Annotated in this window: 18 protein-coding genes; 12 read left to right on the forward strand and 6 right to left on the reverse strand. The window is 62.0% G+C overall.

Features of this window, described 5'->3' with window-relative positions:
* The first annotated feature begins 194 nt into the window (after nucleotides 1-194).
* Nucleotides 195-2,156 (forward strand): 4Fe-4S binding protein, encoded by a 1,962-nt coding sequence (locus tag ACP15I_RS09735; RefSeq protein WP_424974914.1) that lies wholly within the window; start codon nucleotides 195-197, stop codon nucleotides 2,154-2,156.
* Here the strand turns inward: ACP15I_RS09735 and ACP15I_RS09740 are convergent.
* The gene (locus ACP15I_RS09740) at nucleotides 2,150-2,917 is read right to left on the reverse strand and encodes a hypothetical protein (RefSeq protein ID WP_424974916.1); all 768 of its coding nucleotides are present in this window, start codon (nucleotides 2,915-2,917) and stop codon (nucleotides 2,150-2,152) included. The genes ACP15I_RS09735 and ACP15I_RS09740 overlap by 7 nt on opposite strands.
* A 102-nt stretch (nucleotides 2,918-3,019) precedes the next feature.
* Between ACP15I_RS09740 and ACP15I_RS09745 the strand changes: the two genes are divergently transcribed.
* The 6 genes from ACP15I_RS09745 to ACP15I_RS09770 all read left to right on the forward strand — a co-directional run bounded on the left by ACP15I_RS09745 (nucleotide 3,020) and on the right by ACP15I_RS09770 (nucleotide 7,481).
* A complete protein-coding gene (locus tag ACP15I_RS09745; protein WP_424966418.1) occupies nucleotides 3,020-3,217 on the forward strand; it encodes a DUF6494 family protein in 198 nt (65 codons plus the stop codon).
* Nucleotides 3,214-4,290, forward strand: a complete 1,077-nt coding sequence (locus ACP15I_RS09750) for an Mrp/NBP35 family ATP-binding protein (protein ID WP_424974917.1) — start codon at nucleotides 3,214-3,216, stop codon at nucleotides 4,288-4,290. Before ACP15I_RS09745 ends, ACP15I_RS09750 begins: the two co-directional genes overlap by 4 nt.
* The gene (locus tag ACP15I_RS09755) at nucleotides 4,287-5,021 is read left to right on the forward strand and encodes a DUF4444 domain-containing protein (RefSeq protein WP_424974918.1); all 735 of its coding nucleotides are present in this window, start codon (nucleotides 4,287-4,289) and stop codon (nucleotides 5,019-5,021) included. Before ACP15I_RS09750 ends, ACP15I_RS09755 begins: the two co-directional genes overlap by 4 nt.
* Nucleotides 5,018-5,497: a DUF6505 family protein gene (locus ACP15I_RS09760; protein WP_424974919.1), complete on the forward strand. Its 480-nt coding sequence runs from the start codon at nucleotides 5,018-5,020 to the stop codon at nucleotides 5,495-5,497. The genes ACP15I_RS09755 and ACP15I_RS09760 overlap by 4 nt, the downstream gene beginning before the upstream one ends.
* A 191-nt stretch (nucleotides 5,498-5,688) precedes the next feature.
* The gene (locus tag ACP15I_RS09765) at nucleotides 5,689-6,318 is read left to right on the forward strand and encodes a Crp/Fnr family transcriptional regulator (RefSeq protein WP_424974920.1); all 630 of its coding nucleotides are present in this window, start codon (nucleotides 5,689-5,691) and stop codon (nucleotides 6,316-6,318) included.
* A 56-nt stretch (nucleotides 6,319-6,374) separates the two neighbouring features.
* The gene (locus ACP15I_RS09770) at nucleotides 6,375-7,481 is read left to right on the forward strand and encodes a CaiB/BaiF CoA transferase family protein (protein ID WP_424974921.1); all 1,107 of its coding nucleotides are present in this window, start codon (nucleotides 6,375-6,377) and stop codon (nucleotides 7,479-7,481) included.
* On the opposite strand, the gene ACP15I_RS09775 is transcribed toward ACP15I_RS09770, so the two are convergent.
* The 5 genes from ACP15I_RS09775 to fliF form a co-directional block, all read right to left on the reverse strand.
* Nucleotides 7,478-8,707 (reverse strand): Coenzyme F420 hydrogenase/dehydrogenase, beta subunit C-terminal domain, encoded by a 1,230-nt coding sequence (locus tag ACP15I_RS09775; RefSeq protein WP_424974922.1) that lies wholly within the window; start codon nucleotides 8,705-8,707, stop codon nucleotides 7,478-7,480. The genes ACP15I_RS09770 and ACP15I_RS09775 overlap by 4 nt on opposite strands.
* A gap of 76 nt (nucleotides 8,708-8,783) precedes the next feature.
* On the reverse strand, nucleotides 8,784-9,518 hold the full coding sequence (gene fliP, locus ACP15I_RS09780) for a flagellar type III secretion system pore protein FliP (RefSeq protein WP_424974923.1): 735 nt from the start codon (nucleotides 9,516-9,518) through the stop codon (nucleotides 8,784-8,786).
* Nucleotides 9,519-9,520: 2 nt separating this feature from the next.
* Nucleotides 9,521-9,790 carry a FliM/FliN family flagellar motor switch protein gene (locus ACP15I_RS09785; RefSeq protein ID WP_424966426.1) on the reverse strand — a complete coding sequence of 90 codons (270 nt, stop codon included), beginning with the start codon at nucleotides 9,788-9,790 and terminating at the stop codon, nucleotides 9,521-9,523.
* A complete protein-coding gene (locus tag ACP15I_RS09790) occupies nucleotides 9,783-10,391 on the reverse strand; it encodes a hypothetical protein (RefSeq protein ID WP_424974924.1) in 609 nt (202 codons plus the stop codon). The genes ACP15I_RS09785 and ACP15I_RS09790 overlap by 8 nt, the downstream gene beginning before the upstream one ends.
* 1 nt (nucleotide 10,392) lies before the next feature.
* The gene (gene fliF / locus ACP15I_RS09795; protein WP_424974925.1) at nucleotides 10,393-12,072 is read right to left on the reverse strand and encodes a flagellar basal-body MS-ring/collar protein FliF; all 1,680 of its coding nucleotides are present in this window, start codon (nucleotides 12,070-12,072) and stop codon (nucleotides 10,393-10,395) included.
* Nucleotides 12,073-12,192: 120 nt separating this feature from the next.
* Between fliF and ACP15I_RS09800 the strand changes: the two genes are divergently transcribed.
* From ACP15I_RS09800 to ACP15I_RS09820, 5 genes are read left to right on the forward strand one after another with little or no spacing between them, the layout of a single operon-like run.
* On the forward strand, nucleotides 12,193-12,693 hold the full coding sequence (locus ACP15I_RS09800) for a flagellar basal body-associated FliL family protein (RefSeq protein WP_424974926.1): 501 nt from the start codon (nucleotides 12,193-12,195) through the stop codon (nucleotides 12,691-12,693).
* 9 nt (nucleotides 12,694-12,702) lie between these two features.
* Entirely contained in the window at nucleotides 12,703-13,152 is a 450-nt protein-coding gene (locus tag ACP15I_RS09805) for a hypothetical protein (RefSeq protein WP_424974927.1), read from the forward strand.
* A complete protein-coding gene (locus tag ACP15I_RS09810; protein WP_424966431.1) occupies nucleotides 13,152-13,757 on the forward strand; it encodes a MotE family protein in 606 nt (201 codons plus the stop codon). Before ACP15I_RS09805 ends, ACP15I_RS09810 begins: the two co-directional genes overlap by 1 nt.
* A 44-nt stretch (nucleotides 13,758-13,801) precedes the next feature.
* The gene (gene motA, locus ACP15I_RS09815) at nucleotides 13,802-14,671 is read left to right on the forward strand and encodes a flagellar motor stator protein MotA (RefSeq protein ID WP_424966432.1); all 870 of its coding nucleotides are present in this window, start codon (nucleotides 13,802-13,804) and stop codon (nucleotides 14,669-14,671) included.
* The gene (locus ACP15I_RS09820; protein ID WP_424974928.1) at nucleotides 14,668-16,524 is read left to right on the forward strand and encodes a hypothetical protein; all 1,857 of its coding nucleotides are present in this window, start codon (nucleotides 14,668-14,670) and stop codon (nucleotides 16,522-16,524) included. Before motA ends, ACP15I_RS09820 begins: the two co-directional genes overlap by 4 nt.
* The last annotated feature ends 9 nt before the right edge of the window (nucleotides 16,525-16,533 follow it).

Here is a 16,533-nt window from a genome sequence, read left to right on the forward strand (position 1 = left end):
ACTGGTTTTGCTGGAAAAGATGATTGTTGTATATGGGTTTAATGCGCGGCGCTGACAGCGACCCGGCTGCGTGCTGTTTGCATTGTGCAAAGGTCTCGGTCCGATTCGCCTTTACCATCCCGGGAATTCGTGACTTTGTGAGGCCGTTCGAGCCGCCAAACCGGGCGCGCTCGCGGGAGGAGGGGGAAGGCGGCATGCCCAAGACGCTGTTATTATGCGATTGTCTCGGCACGCAAACGGTGGATGCCGATGCGCTCTCCGAGGCGACCGGGATGGCCTGCAGCAAGGTGCATACCGGGCTCTGCATGCATCAGACGGAGGCTCTGGCCACCGCGATTGCCACCGGTGAGACGGCTGTGGCCTGCGCCCAGGAGACCCAGCTTTTCGAGGAACTGGCCGAGGATCTGGGGGTCGAGGCCCCTCTGACCTTCGATCTGCGGGACCGTGCGGGTTGGTCTGAGCAGGGCTCGGAGGCTGGCCCCAAGATGGCCGCGCTGGTCGCGGATGCGTTGATCGAAGCCCCGGCGACCCCGGCTGTAGATATCTCGAGTGCGGGCCAATGTCTGATCCTCGGTCGCCCGGAGGTTGCGCTGGCCGCAGCCGAGCAATTGGCCGAGCATCTGAGTGTCACGGTCCTGCTGGAGACGGCTGAGGATCTGCCGCTGCATCGGGGCTTTGATGTTGTCGTTGGCAAGCTGCGCAATGCGACGGGCTCGCTGGGTCAGTTCGCGATCACGCTGGATGCCCTGCAACAGGTGCAGCCAGGCGGGCGCGGGGCCTTTGCCCTGACACCACCGCAAGACGGGGCGCGCACCGAGTGCGATCTGGTCCTCGATCTGCGCGGCGGTGCGCCGCTCTTTCCTGCGCCGGAAAAGCGCGACGGCTATCTGCGCGCGGATCCAGGCGCGCCGAACCTGGTGGCGGGGGCCGTGCTGGCCGCGAGCCACATGGTCGGAACTTACGAAAAGCCGCTCCATGTCGGGCTGAGCCAACCGCTCTGCGCCCATTCCCGCGCCGGGCAGGAGGCGTGCCGCAACTGTCTCGACATTTGCCCCACGGGCGCAATCAGCCCCGATGGCGATCACGTCACCATTGATCCGATGATCTGCGCGGGCTGCGGGGCCTGTGCTGCGCTCTGCCCCTCCGGCGCAATCACGGCGCAGGATCCGCCGGTGCCGTACCTGATGCGGCGCGTGGGGGCGATGGTGCAGGCCTATACCAAGGCGGGCGGAACCGCGCCGCGGCTTCTGGTCCATGATGCCGGGCACGGGGCCGAGATGATCGCGCTCTCGGCGCGGTTCGGACGCGGGTTGCCTGCGGATGTAATCCCGATGTCGCTGGAAAAGGTGTCGGGCTTTGGCCATGCCGAAGCGCTTGGCGCGCTGGCCAGCGGTTTCGCGGCGGTCGATGTCCTGATCGCCCCGACAACCGAACGGGAGGCACTGGATCGCGAGGTGGCGTTGGCCAATGCGCTGAGCGACACGCCGCGGATGGGGCTGATCGATGTGGCCGATCCGGATGCGTTGTCCGATCACCTCTATGGCGCCGATGTCGCCGCCAACGCGGTCCAGCCGGTCCTGCCCATGGGCGACCGGCGGCAGATCACGCGGCTCGCGGCCAAGGCCTTGCACGGATCCGAGAGCGATGCGGTCCTGCCCCTGCCGGAGAACGCACCTTACGGGGCCGTGCTGGTCGATACCGACAGCTGCACCCTTTGCCTGTCTTGTGTCTCGCTCTGCCCCTCGGGGGCGCTGACGGATAATCCGGACATGCCGCAGCTCAAGTTTCAGGAGGATGCCTGCCTGCAATGCGGTCTCTGCGCCAATATCTGCCCGGAAAAGGCGATCACATTGGAGCCGCAGTTCAATCTGGGCGACAGCGCCCTGAGCGAAGTGGTCAAGCATGAAGAAGAGCCCGCCGCCTGCATCGAATGCGGTGCGCTTTTCGGGGTGAAATCGACCATCGAGAAGATCGTCGAGAAGCTCGAGGGCAAGCACCACATGTTCGCCAACTCAGACGCCGCGAAGATGATCCGGATGTGCGATGACTGCCGGGTCAATGCCCAGTTCCACAGTCAGAACAATCCCTTCGCGGGTAATGAACGCCCCAAGCCCCGGACCACGGCTGACTATTACAGCGACCGCAAGGATCACTGATGCCGGATCGGAGCCCCCAGATCGGCTGGCGCCATGGTGGCGACATAAGCCAGGATCTCGTCGAGCTCCTCGAGGGTCATGCTCAGCGGGTGGATCGGCGAGGGCAGGCCCGGATCGAAGGGCGCGGTGACCTCCGCAATCTGGGTGAAAGCCGGGTGCGGGTTGAGGACATAGAAGGTCTCGAACCGCTCTTGCCAGTTGGGGAAGCTCCGCAGGAGGCCAAAGGACGGCGTGGAGCCGATGCTGTTATGGCGGTTTTGCGGCCCGATCACGTGGCAACGCCCGCAATGGACCAGCGACAGGCTGATCCCCTCGGTCGTGTCGCGGCTCAGATCACGGGCCACGACCTCAACTGGGCGGTCCGCGGCGGCGGTGAACCCCGCGCGCCCCTCGGGCGCAAAGCTCGCAATCGTGCGCTTTCCGACATCGGATGTCAGCCAATCCGCAAACCGCGCCGCGTTTGCATCACCTTCGGGGACCGACAGGGACCAGACCTCATCGCCCGAGGCGATCACGTCTTGCGCGCCCGCCGCCCCGCCGGGCACAAGCTGCGCCGCGCCCGTCTCGGCGGTCTCGGACAGGGTCACGCGGGTGTTGGTTTTCATGGAAAACCGCGGCAGCAGAAACTTGATCAGACCGGCCTCGACCAGTGCCGGATCCGCATGGAGCGTGAACCGCTTCTCTTGGGCGCTGGCGCTTGCCGCCGCCCCAACTATCCAGAACAAAAGCACAAAACACCGTGCTTGTGTGCGGGTCAGCATCCGGAACCTCCCGTTATGGCTGCGCGGAGTGCCAGCCTAGACGGGCACTGAGCGATCCGTCAACAACAGGGCCGTCACCGGCCAAAGCAAAGGACCGAAGCCATGAGCGATGACTTCAACATGACGATGCGCAAGTTTCTCAAACAGGTGGGCGTGACCTCGCAGCAGGCCATCGAGGAGGCGATGCGCAACGCCGAAGACACCGCTGGCAAAAGCTTCGAGGCCAAGATGGTCCTGACGATCGAAGGCGTCGACCTAGAACATACGGTGACGGGCACAATCGAAGGACCGAGCACATGACACTGACACGGGATGATGTTCTGGACACGCTCAAGCAGGTCAAGGATCCGCTGGGCGGTGGCGATCTGGTCTCGGCTGGCATGGTGCGCGCGCTGACCGTGGATAGCGGGGCGGTCCGCTTCGTGATCGAGGTGGATCCCAAACGCGCCGCCGAGATCGAACCCGCACGGCTCGAGGCGGAAGAGAAGCTCAAGGCGCTGGCCGGGGTTGCCAGTGTCTCGGCGGTGATGACGGCCCATTCCGCGCCCGCCGCGCCGCCGGACCTCAAGCCGCGCAATGCCGCCAAGGCCTCCGAGCCGAAGGGCCCGCAGAAGATCCCCGGGATCGACCGGATTGTCGCCATCGCGAGCGGCAAGGGCGGGGTGGGCAAATCCACCGTGGCCGCCAATCTCGCCACGGCGCTGGCCGCCGAAGGGCGGCGGGTCGGGTTGCTGGATGCCGATGTCTACGGACCCAGCCAGCCGCGTATGCTGGGGGTCTCCGGCCGCCCGGCAAGCCCGGATGGCAAGACGATCCTGCCCATGCGGAACCATGGCGTCACGATGATGTCGCTGGGTCTGATGATGGGCGAGGACGAGGCCGTGGTCTGGCGCGGACCAATGTTGATGGGGGCGTTGCAGCAGATGCTGAGCCAAGTGCAGTGGGGTGCGCTCGACGTGCTTCTGGTGGATCTGCCGCCCGGGACCGGGGACGTGCAGATGACCTTGGCCCAGAAGGCCGATGTCACCGGGGCAATCGTCGTCTCGACGCCGCAGGACATCGCCCTGCTCGATGCCCGCAAGGGGATCGATATGTTCAACAAGTTGGGCACGCCGATCCTCGGGATGATAGAGAATATGAGCACACATATCTGCTCGAAATGCGGCCATGAAGAGCATGTCTTCGGCCATGGCGGTGTCGGTGCCGAGGCTGCCAAGCTGGGCGTGCCGGTCATGGCAGAGATCCCGCTGGATATGTCGATCCGCATGGCTGCCGATGGTGGCGCGCCGATCGTTGTCTCGACCCCCCACGGGCCCCAGGCCGAAGCCTTTCGCAAGGTGGCACGCCAGTTGATCGCAGACGGAAACGCATGAACGCGCCGACGCCCAGCTTCCCGCCGCTCTTTGTCGGCATGCCTGTCGCCGCGCAGGCCGACCCGTTTGCCAAGGCGATTGCCGAGGCGACCTTGGGCTGCGACTCCGGTCTTATCGTCTATGCCGAGGGCAGTGACCGGCTGCGGGCGGCGATCGTCTTTGCGCCTGAGAGCTCGCTGGATCAGGCGATGGCGATCCTTCCGGCCTGCGGGGTCGGGTTTCAGAACGCGCTGGGGGCCCTTGCCCCCCCTGAGGTCGCGGTCCACCTGGACTGGGATGGCCGCCTCTTCGTGAATGGTGCGCGCTGCGGCGGGTTGCAGGTGGCCGCGTCCCATCAGGAGGGCGATGCGGAACCGGACTGGATCGTGGTCGGCCTCGAAATCCCCTTTCTGCCTGAGAACCCGGATTCGCCCGGCGCCACGCCGGATTCCACCTCGCTCTATGAGGAAGGCTGCGCCGAGGTCGATCAGACCCTCTTGCTGGAGGCGTGGGCCCGGCACACGTTGGTCTGGATCAGCCGCCTTGAGGAGGATGGCGTGCGCGCCCTGCATGGGGAATGGCGGGGGCTTGCGCGCAATCTCGGCGAGGATGTGACCGTCCATCTGGGCGATGCCGCCCATGAGGGCACCTTTCTGGGTGTCGATGAGCATTTCGGAATGCTGCTGCGGGTCGGAGATGTCACCACATCTCTGCCTTTGCGCAGCATCCTTTCCACAGGAGACGCCCCGTGAAACTGGCCAGAGCGATCCATTTCGATGAGAGCGACCAGCGTGTCTATCACTCCCCCGCGCGCACCGGCGAATGGTGTCTGAGCGGCGGGTTCGAATTCTCGAACTGGGGTGAAGCGGATCTGGTAGGCAAGGCGCGGCAGGCCTTTGCCAATGGCTGGCTGGGGCTCGAGACCTTTGGGCGGGTGACCTTCGTGGCCGTCACGCAGGTCGAGCAGGCCGAGATCGACGGGCTCGAGACGGCGCTCGCCCAGCACTTCGTGGACCTCTATGGCGCGCCTTCTTTCGAAGTAGCGCGCAGCGTGGCGGCCGAAGAGATCGCGCAGATGATCGAGCTTTGCGAAGATCACGACCCCAACACGTTGTTGACCGTCGCGCGGGACCTCAGCGAGAGCGGCGTGCGCGAAGCCTATCGGGTGATCAAACCGGATGCGGCCGGTCTCGATCAGTTTGCAATCCACGGATCTCTCGACGATTGATTATGCTGCGGCGCGGCATGCTGTCTCACGACCAATGTCGTGGTTCGACAAAGTCACAAAATTGATACAGGTCAAGGGAACTTTGCACATGCAGCATTTATAATGTTGCTGTCCCCAATAGAGGCCTGTCCATGTCCTTCGTATCTGCTCTGCAACTTGCCCGCTTCCTTCCAGGGGCGGAATGGCAAGGATTGACGGATGCATGTCTGCAGGACCTTGCCCAACTCGCCTCGATCCAGAGTTTCGCACAGGATGACGTTCTGGGTGATGGAACTTATATTGTTTCCGAAGGGCTTATCGGCGTCATGCGCGGCGCGGATGCGGATCGGAGCGCGGTCACGGCGCTTTATCTGGTCGGCGATCTGGTCGATCTGCACCCCGGGCCATACGATGCGATGGACCGTCTGGTCGCGCTGCGGCCCACCCGCGCGGTGGTATTCTCCGCTCAGGGCTTTGATGCTGCGATGCAGCGTCACAAGGAGCTGGCCCTGATCGCCTGTGCCAATCTCAAGCGGCAGTCCTTCAACCTGCGGGAGCACGCCGCCGAGCTCTATATCAAGGCGCCGGACCAACGACTTGCGGCGTTCCTTCTCTGGCTCGAAGAGGTGACCGGCGCCAGAGAGGCCAGCCTAGGCTTCGATCTGCCCATGCGGCGCTACGATCTGGCACGCTATCTGGGCATGCAGCCGGAAACTCTGAGCCGCAAGATCAAGGCGCTGGTCTCCGAGGGGGCCATTTCGCAGCGCTCGCCGAGCCGTCTGGTGATCGAAAGCCGATCCGCCCTGGAAACGCTCGCGGCGGGCCTGCGCCGGGTCGCCTGACAGACGCGCTTGCGCTCGGGCAGGCCTGCGCTACCCTCGGATGTGAGGGGGCCATCATGACACCATTGAACGGTTTGAAAGTCGTTGAGCTTGCACGGATTCTGGCGGGGCCCTGGATCGGGCAGAGCCTTGCGGATCTCGGCGCTGAGGTCACCAAGGTCGAGGCACCCTCGGGGGATGACACCCGCCAATGGGGGCCACCCTTTGTCGAGCGGGATGGGGACCGGAGTGCCGCCTATTTCTACAGTGCGAATCGGGGCAAACGAAGCGTGGTCGCCGATTTCCGGACGCCCGAGGGGCTCGCGAAGGTGCGGGCGCTGGTGGCGGAGGCGGATATCCTGATCGAGAACTTCAAGGTCGGCGGTTTGGCGAAATACCAGCTCGATTACGCGTCTCTGGCCGAGCTGAACCCACGACTGATCTATTGCTCCATCACCGGGTTTGGGCAGGACGGGCCCTATGCGCACCGTGCGGGCTACGACTTCATGATCCAGGGCATGAGCGGTCTGATGTCGATCACCGGCGAGGCCGAGGGGATGCCGCAAAAGGTCGGCGTGGCAGTGACGGATATCGTGACTGGCCTTTACGGGACCATCGGGGTTTTGGCGGCGGTGGAACAACGGCACCGCACCGGGCGTGGGCAGCATGTGGATATGTCCCTGCTCGATTGCGCGACGGCGCTTTTGGCCAATCAGGCGATGAACCAGCTTGTGACCGGTCAGCCGCCGGTGCGGCAGGGCAATGCCCACCCGAATATCACGCCGTACCAGGTTTTTGCGACTTCGGATGGCCATGTGATCATTGCCGTGGGCAATGATGGCCAGTTCGCAAAGCTCTGTGCTGTGCTCGATCTGCCGGGGACGGCTGCGGACCCGCGCTTTGCATCGAATGCGGCGCGGGTGGCCCACCGGGAGGTCTTGACCGAGCTTCTGTCCGGTCGGATTGCGCGGTGGGGCTCCGATCCGCTGCTGACGGCGTTGGAAGCGCAGGGCGTTCCCGCCGGCCCCATCAATCGATTGGATCAGGTGTTTGCGGACCCACAGGTTCTGGCGCGCGGTTTGGAAATCTCCCCCGAAGGCGTGCCCGGCGTGCGCGGGCCGTGGCGGTTCTCGGACGCGGATTTGGCGCTCGACCGATCCGCGCCGGTCTTGCCCCGCGGCTAGTCCTTGTGGGTTTCGCCGGGGTCGGGTGTCAGGTCATAGGGTGCGGCGAGGTCCCACACGTGTTTCGGGATCATGTAGCGCATGCGTTTCGGGTGGGCGCGCCGGAGATGAAGGATGCTCTCGACCGCTTTCATTTCGACCCGGGCGCGGGCGAATTCGAGCCCCTTGGGGCCGATCCGGGGCATGAGCCAGCCGACAATCCCGCGCGCCCAATCTGGCATCTTGCGCAAGGGCAATCCGCCTGCGGCTCGGGCCGTGTTCTGCGCGAACCCTTTCACGGAGCCTGCACGCTTGCCCGACGACCCGGGTTCCGCCAGTCGAACCTCATCGCCTAGGGCGGCAAGCAGATCCTCGCCCCGTTTGTTGCGCGCGATCACCCATTGGTCGCCCTCACCACCCATATACCCGACCGTGATGTCCGCGAGCGAATTGGTGTAATCGACGCATGTGCGGCAGGTCATCGGAAAGAAGTCCGATGGCAGATCAGAAAGTGGCAGTTTCAGAAACGGGATGTCTCGCTCGGAGCCATCGTCGAAGCGAAGCTCCACATGGTAATCTGCGCGGAACTCGAGATATGTGATCCGCTCAGGTCGGTCCGAAAGCCGTGCGAGAAATTCGTGGAAGTTCTCGGTCGTCGTGTTGTCGGAGCATGGGGTGCCGATGACGTAAAGAGCATCGAGGCCCAGGTCCCGCTCTATCGACCTGAGGGCGTAGACCTGACACGGGATGCCGATGACTGCGAGTCGGGTCAGGCCCTGCTCCGCAGCGGGTTCCAGAAGTGACAGCAAGGGCGCGTAGCCCATGCGCATACCGCGAAGCTGGTGGACTTCCGCCGGGTCTGTGACGATTACGGGTTGCGGGCGCCATGTGTCGTCCGGGTGCGGGCCGATTCCGAGGATCGCATCCACCTTGCCGGTCTCCAGCAGTTTTTGAGCCAGTCGCGTGGTGAGCCCCGTCCATTGGGCTCCGGGTTTGGGGTCCTTCAACGCGGCTCTGTACATGGCGTGGAACGGACCGAAGAAGGCTTCATCCGCGCGCTTTGCATCGCGGGCCCGTCCATGGACCTGAAGTTCCATGGTCGGGTAGTCGGGTTTGATGAATTGGCAGGCGGCACCGCATTGGCCCGCGCGTTTGCCACGGGACAAACCGCAATCCGTGCAGAGGCTCCGGGGCAGCGCCGGGCCTGGAGTAGGCGCCCAAATGGCGGGAGGTGTGGAATCGAGCATGTAAGATCCGTGTCTGTCTGAGAGTTCAGACTGCCGGAACGACAATGAATGTCAATCAAAGTTTACACTTGGCGCGTCACATATAGCTGCGCAGTAGGGCCTCTGAAATAAGGGTCCACCCATCTGCCACGACGAAGAAGGCCAGTTTGAAGGGCAGAGAGACGATGGCCGGAGGGACCATCATCATGCCCATGGACATCAGGATCGCGGCCACGATCAGGTCGATGATCAGGAAGGGCAGGAAGATGAGGAAACCGATCTGAAATGCTTTCTCGATTTCGCTCAGCAGGAACGAGGGCACCAGAACAGACAGGGGAGGTTCGCTGGGATCAAAGGGCGCGACACCGGGTGTCTCCATCCTCAGATTTCCGAGACGTTCCAGTGTTTCCACTTCGGTACGGGCTTGCATGAAGCGGACAAAGGGCTCGATCCCGCGCTGAAACCCGGTCTCCCAATCGAGCTCCCCATCCACCAGAGGCTGGATCCCGACACTCCAGGCTTCGCGAAAAACCGGGTCCATCACGAAATAGGTCAGAAACAGCGCCAGACTGATGATCAGCATGTTGGGCGGAGACTGTTGCAGCCCGATGCCTTGCCGCAAGATGGACAAGACCGTGACCATGAAGGGAAAGCAGGTGATCATGATTGCGAGCCCCGGCGCGATGCTGAGCACCGTGATCAGGGCAATGATCTGGAATGTGCGCGCCGAAAGGGACGTCTCATCCCCGAGGTTGATCGCCAGTTCCTGCGCAGAGGCACCGGTTGCCAGGCCCAGCACCGCCAGGACGCTCAGGATCAGGCAAAACCGCATGGTCAGACGACGCGCTCCGGGGAGATCACCTCGGTCAGGCGCACGGAGAGACGATGGCTTTCGGTATCCTCTTCGAGGACCCCGCGCGCGATCAGATGAGAGCCGACATAGAGCTCCACCGGATCTTCGATTTTCTTGTCGAGCAAAAGCACCGCGTCCTTTTCCAGCGCGAGAAGCTCCCGAACGGTTGGGTGGGCCTGCCCCACGGAAACGCTCAGAGCAATCGGAACGCCCACCAGCGGGCTGTCGGCGCGTGCGGGAAGATCATCCATGGGCCTGCTCCGTGTCCAGGTTGGCATAGAAGGCGCTTGCCGCGTCTTTGATCTGGGTCAGCAGACCCGAGGCATCCACATCATGGATCTCATGCCCCAGGCAGAAACGGACCTGCCCCTGGCTGAAGGACGACTCCGTCCGCAGCACGACCGGCAAGCGGTCCTGCCCCGCGAGGAGGCGCTTCATCATGTCCTCGTCCTCGGGCGCGCAGATCAGATCGACCGTCGCCTGACTTTGCGCTTCGACGATGGGGAGCAGAAGTTCTTCGAGCAATTCCTTGTAGTTGGATTGCATCAACTCCGGAACGACCTGCCGTACGAGTGTTTCGACGAGAGGCTTCAGCGAGAGGCAAACCTGCCGCCGGGCCTCGAGGAATGTGAAGGACAGTTCTTCGAGATTTCGCGCAAACTCAGCGGAGATATGCGTGTGCTCCATCTCGCTGGACTTCAGGGCATCATCCCAACCGGCCTGATACCCGGATTCGTAGCCCGCAAGCCGGGAGCTTTCCAGGTCGCCATTCTGGGCGGCTTGGCTCGCAGCCGCCGTGTGATGGGTCGATTGGGGCGTGTCGAGGAAGTCCTCGAGAGACAGGACATTCATGTTAGCGTACCTCCTCGCTGTCATTGATCCACGAGCTTAGGATTTCGATCGTTTCGCTTTCGCGATCCTTGATGAGTTGGCGCAGCCGGGTCACCGGATCGAGCTCCTGTTCCGGCGCGGCCAGAGCGGCGGCGTTGGTCGACTGGAGGTCCGAACTGTCGCTGACCTCCCCCGTCAGGACCCGGGGCGCCTCTGCGCTGGCGGTCGAGGCGGGGGCTGCGATTGCGGGTGCGGCTGCATAGCTCGGGCCACCGGCAGCGCGCGCAGCTGCGCGGCTTTCCGGCGCCGGGGCAGGGAGCCCTGTTTCAGGAGCAGCGGCGAGTTGCGCGGGTGCGTTTGCAGGGCGCAGGATGGGGCGGATTACAAAAAGCCCGAGAAACAGGGTGACCAGAGCCAGTGCCCCCATCTGCACCAGGGACATGATGTCGAGCTGCGGAGGCGCGAACCACGCAGGCTGTTCCAGAGGTGGCCCCACAGGAGCCCCCGGCATCTCCATGGATTTGATTGTGATCACATCGCCGCGGGTCTCGTCAAACCCAACCGTCGACTTAACCAGATCCTCGAGCGCGATCAGTTCAGCCTCAGGGCGCGGCGCGAACGAAACCTCTCCATCCTCGCCGACGGTCTGCATGCCGTTGACGAGCACGGCGACCGTCACGCGTTTGACGGCACCGGGATTGCGCTCAATCTCGCGCTTTGTCTCCGAAACCTCGTAGTTCACGCGCTCGCGCGTCTCGGTTTCGTTCTGGGAATCATTCGCCGAATTTGAAGTAGCGTCCCCATCGGGGAGGTTGCTGGACACGGACACGGCACCCTCGGCATCTCGACTGCTTTGCAGAAGGCTTTCAGTAACTTCCGTGCTCACCGCAACAGCGCCGTCCGGATCAACGGTGCGTTCGAAGATGCGTTCCCGGTCCAGTTCCGTGTCGAGATTGACCTCGACAATCGCGTTGCCGGGGCCGACTCGCGCTTCGAGCAGCCGTTCAATCCGCAGTTTCAACGCGTCTGATCGCGTCGCCTGCTCAGCCGCGGCGGAAACCGGACCGTCACCGGTCAGCATCGTGCCACTGACCGCATCAATGATGGACACGTTTTCAGGTGTCATCCCGGCCACCGCCGAGGAAACAAGATACCGAAGTGCGTCCGCTTGCCCGGCGCTGAGGGCGCCGCGCGCGGGGGTCAGGAAAACCGAGGCGGTTGGCGCCTTGCGGGCCTCGAATGGGCGCGCGCTGGCCGCAGAGACATGGACCCGCGCGGTGCGGATTGACGGGCTGGAAGCGATGGTCCGTGCAAGCTCGCCTTCCTTGGCGCGCCAATATGTTGCGTCGAACATCTGGGATGTCGTTCCGAACCCGCTGATATTGTCGAGCAGCTCGTATCCGCCGCCTCCAGCCGCGGGGAGTCCTTCATTCGCAAGCGCGATTCGCAGCAGGTCCTGCTGGGCGCGATCCACGTAGATTCCATTGCCGCGCACCTCGAATGGTACGCCGCGTTGCTCGAGATTCGCGACGACTTCTCCCGCCGCCGCAGGCTCAAGCCCCGAATAAAGAAGCGCGTAGTCTGGGGCCATGGCTGTTCTCGACAGGGCAATAAGCGCCCCGAACACACCAATAACCGCAGCCGCAGCAATCATCTGGTTCCGCAAACCGATCCCGGTCCAGGTTGCGCGCAATTGCTCCATGACTGTTCTTTCCCTTCTGACCTTCTGGTCGTCGCTGAACTCAAGCTAGAGCAGTCGGTCTTAATAATCGGTTAGTGCTGTTGGGCTAATCCAAAAGGAGAACGAAGCGGGAAAGGTTCCATGGCGGACGAGGCACAGACAGACACGGAAGAGACAGAAGACGCCCCTAAGAAGAAGGGCGGAAAGCTGTTTCTGATCATAGGGTTGGTTCTATTGCTTGCGGGCGGTGGCGGCGCGTTCTTTGCGGTGTATTCGGGAATGATTCTCGCACCGGCTGAGCATGCGGAGGATACGGCTCCGGAAGTGAAGGATGACGCGCCGGATGTCGCCTTTGTTCCGCTGGATCCGCTCGTCGTGTCGCTTGGCGCGGATGGGAGCAACTCGTATCTGCGGTTCACAGCCGAGCTCGAAGTCGAAAGTCGCTACGAGTCCGAGGTCTCGCATCTGCGTCCGCGCGTGCTCGACGTGCTGAATGGCTACCTTCGCGCGCTGCAGGCTCAGGATATCGAAGCGCCGGCCGCGTTGATGCGCTTGCGGTCGCAGATGCTGCATCGGGTTCAGATCGTGACCGGTGAAGGCCGCGTGCGGGATCTTCTTGTTACTGAATTTGTACTGAACTGAGGGCTCGCAATGACTTTGATCGCCGATATTTTCCTTGCTGCCGGAGCTCTTGGCGCAGCGATCTACTGCCTCGTGCTGTCGCGGAGGCTTGCGCGCTTCTCTGATCTCGAGAAAGGCATGGGCGGTGCCATTGCCGTGTTGTCGGTTCAGGTCGACGACATGACGAAGGCCTTGTCCAAAGCGCAAGGCACCGCAAGTACCGCGCAAACGGATCTTGATGCGGTCTCTGCACGGGCGGAGGCGGCGGCTCAACGGCTCGAGCTCTTGTTGGCATCCATGCACGATCTTCCAGCGCCAGTTCCGCCGGCTCCTGCTGCAAGCGTGCCCGCGGCCCCGACCGCCCGGGCCCAGGTTGCCGCGCCCCCCGTGTCAGCGACACAGGCGCCAGAATCTGGCCCGGAGCCAGCGGATGGGGCAATCCAGTGGCGCACGCGTCGCCCCGTTGGAGGCGCAATGTGATGACGAAAACACCCCCCTCACGCCGTACCCTCAGCCGGCCTCTGATCGTTGTGGCTTTGATGCTCGTTGGCTCGGCGGCAATTCGTATCACCGAAGGGATCGGCCCGGTCATGGCAGACTCCAAAACCGCCATGGCAGCGGAAGACTATGAAATCGCCAGTTGCCCGACTGAGCCTGAACTGGACCTTCTGCAAAAATCGCTTCTGTCGCGTGAAGCCGAGCTTATGGAGCAGGCAAAAACAGTAGTCGCGCGAGAGGCGGCCGTCCGTGCCGCTGAGGAAGACATGGCGAAGCTACGTGCCGAACTTGACGCTGGCCAATCTGCCCTTGCTCAGGCCGAAGCGGACTTTGCGGCGCGCGTGAAGAAGGTCGAGAAGGCCAGCGAGACCGACATATTGCAGCTGATCGCGGTCTATGAGGCGATGAAGCCGAAAGACGCGGCCAAAGTCTTCGAGGCCATGTCACCTGAATTTGCATCTGGCTTCCTGCGCGAGATGCCGCCTGACACGGCTGCCTCCATCCTCGCAGGTCTGTCTCCAGATTTCGCCTATTCCGTCAGTGTTCTCATGGCCGGTCATAGCGCCGGGATGAGCGCGTCCAACTAACCTGAGCGCCGCATAGCGGCATCCGACCTGAAAAGGGTAAGACTGTGATTGGTATTATCGGTATCGTTGTCATCTTCGTCATGGTCTTTGGCGGGTATCTCGCCGCGGGCGGGAAGATGGGGATCATCCTAAAGTCGCTGCCCTTCGAGATGACGATGATCGGCGGTGCCGCGGTCGGCGCCTTTGTCATCAGCAACGATATGGGAGGGATCAAGCACACCCTGAAAGACCTCAAGAAAGTCTTCAAGGGACCGCGCTGGGCACCGGAAGACTATCGCGACCTTTTGTGTTTGCTGTTCGAGTTGATTCGCCTTGCGCGGCAAAACCCTGTGGGGTTGGAAGAACACATCGAGAACCCGCCGGAATCCAATATTTTTTCGAAGTACCCGAAAATCTTGGAAGATCGTGAAGCCATCGATCTGATCGCAGATACCATGCGCAGCGCATCGATGAACTATGACGATCCCCATCAAGTCGAAGAAGTGCTCGACAAGAGAATTGACGCAAATCTCGAGCATGCGCTGCATTCGAGCCATGCGCTTCAGACTGTGGCTGACGGGCTGCCTGCCCTCGGGATCGTTGCGGCGGTTCTCGGGGTGATCAAGACGATGGGATCCATTGATCAACCCCCTGAGATTCTCGGTAAGCTGATCGGCGGCGCCCTCGTCGGTACATTCCTTGGGGTGTTTCTTGCCTATGGCCTGGTGGGGCCGTTCTCTACCAAGGTGAAAACGGTTGTTGAGGAAGATTCCCATTTCTACCTTCTCATTCGAGAGGTGCTCGTGGCGAACCTCCATAAACACGCCGTCAACAACTGTATCGAAGTCGGGCGCCAAAACACTCCGAGCCACATCCGGCCGTCGTTCAGCGATCTTGAAGAAGCGCTCAAGCAGTTGAAGCAGGAGGCGGCATGATCCGCTTCGTCGCAGTTCTTCTGGCGATGACGCTCGCCACGCCGTTGCTTGCCGCGAACATCCGGTCAGGAGAGCACGCGGATTTCTCTCGTCTGGTTATTCAGTTTGATGAAGCCACCGACTGGGAGTTGGGGCGCTCAGATACAGGATATGTCATGCGATCAGCGGGGCTTGGGACCCCGATGGACTTGACGGAGGTGTTCAGGCTCATTCCGCGCACGCGGATCGCTCGTGTGCGGCACGACCCCTCGACATCACAGTTTTGGCTTGATCTGGCATGTGATTGCCATGCGGATGCTTTTGAGCTCCGCGGGGGGCGCGTTGTGATCGACGTGAAAGCCGGGGGCGCGCCGGACACAGCAAGATTTGAAGAACCGCTCAAATCCCGCACGATTGCGGAGAAAAAGGACGCAAAGCGACCCGTTGCGGAGGTTCCCTCACCTGCTCCTCAGGCTGAGATACCTCCGCCTCTGCCCGTCAACCTCGATCGCGATCTGTTCCGTTCCGAACTTGTTGAAGGGCTGTCGAAGGCTATGACGCAAGGGTTGATTTCGCCGGGGTTCTCATTGGAGGAAGCTGCCAAGAAACCAGTAGATGAGCCAAACCCGGATGTGACTGCAAGTTCCGATCCCGAAGAGGAGGTTGCGCCAAACTCGGTTGGCCGCACGACGCTGACGCAGGTGGAACTTGATCGCTTACGGCGGTTTTTGTCGGACCCTGAGCGCAACACGTCACAATGCGCCAAGTTCCAGGATTTGGAGTTTACGCTCGACAACATTGATCCCCTCAGCGGTGTGCGTACAGAACGCGCGCGCCTCTACGATCCCATGGGCCGCCTGTCACAGAGGTCGGCGTTTGATCTGGCTATTGCATATCTCTCTCTCGGTTTCGGTGCCGAAGCCCTCGAGATTCTCGAGCTTGTGGACCAGCAGGACACCCGTACGCCGGCGTTCAAAGCGATCGGTGCCATTCTCGAACAACGACCCATTACCTCTGCGAACCCGTTCTGGGGTCAGATCGAATGCCGTGGCGGCTACGTGATCTGGGAAGTGCTGTCGCGCGAAACCGCCAGCCGGCTTGACGAAGAGCATCTTCGCGGGATCCAGCTGCACTTTCTGGAGTTGCCAAAACAGCTACGGCGACGGATCGGGCCAGAACTCGGCGTCAAACTTGCCGAAGCGGGCTATGTGGAAGTGGCTCAGGTCATTCGAAACAGTCTCGTGCGTGCAGAGACCAATGAGTTCGCGGCGCTCCGAAGCATTGATGCTTCCATGGCCCTGGAAATCAAAGAAACCCAGCATGGTGTTCAACATCTAGAAGAACTGGTTCTTCAAGACACGGCCGACGCGCCAACAGCCCTTCTGAGGCTGTTCGATGCCTATAGCCGCAATGGATTGGAACCTCCTGACAAGTTCATGGCTTTGATCTCCAGCTACAGTTTCGAGCTCCAGGGGACATCTACGGGTGCTCAACTGGCGCTGCGCGAGATTGAATTTCTTATCCGTGCGGGCCAACTCAACGATGCCTTGGATGTCATGGACCGGTTTCAAAGCAGCGAGAGGAAGTTGAGTGACCAGGAGCTGGATCTTTTTCTGGATCTTGCATCCGAGACCGGAACCGAAATCGTATTCGGTCGCTTTGCACTTGCCCTTGCAAACCGGCTGGAAGCACGCACCGCAAGCGCCGAGGTTTTTGGGGCCGTCGTTACAAGGCTCATAGATAGCGGGCTTCTTAAAGTCGCCGAAACACTGCTGGATCGCAGCAGTTTGCGCGACCGCACTGTCGTGGACGAACTTAGAACCCGTCTGTCAGATCGAAAAACCGGGGTGCTCGTCACACTCGACGCCGGGTAGGAGGAATTC

The organism is Dinoroseobacter sp. S124A, assembly GCF_049801015.1.
Lineage (GTDB): Bacteria > Pseudomonadota > Alphaproteobacteria > Rhodobacterales > Rhodobacteraceae > Dinoroseobacter.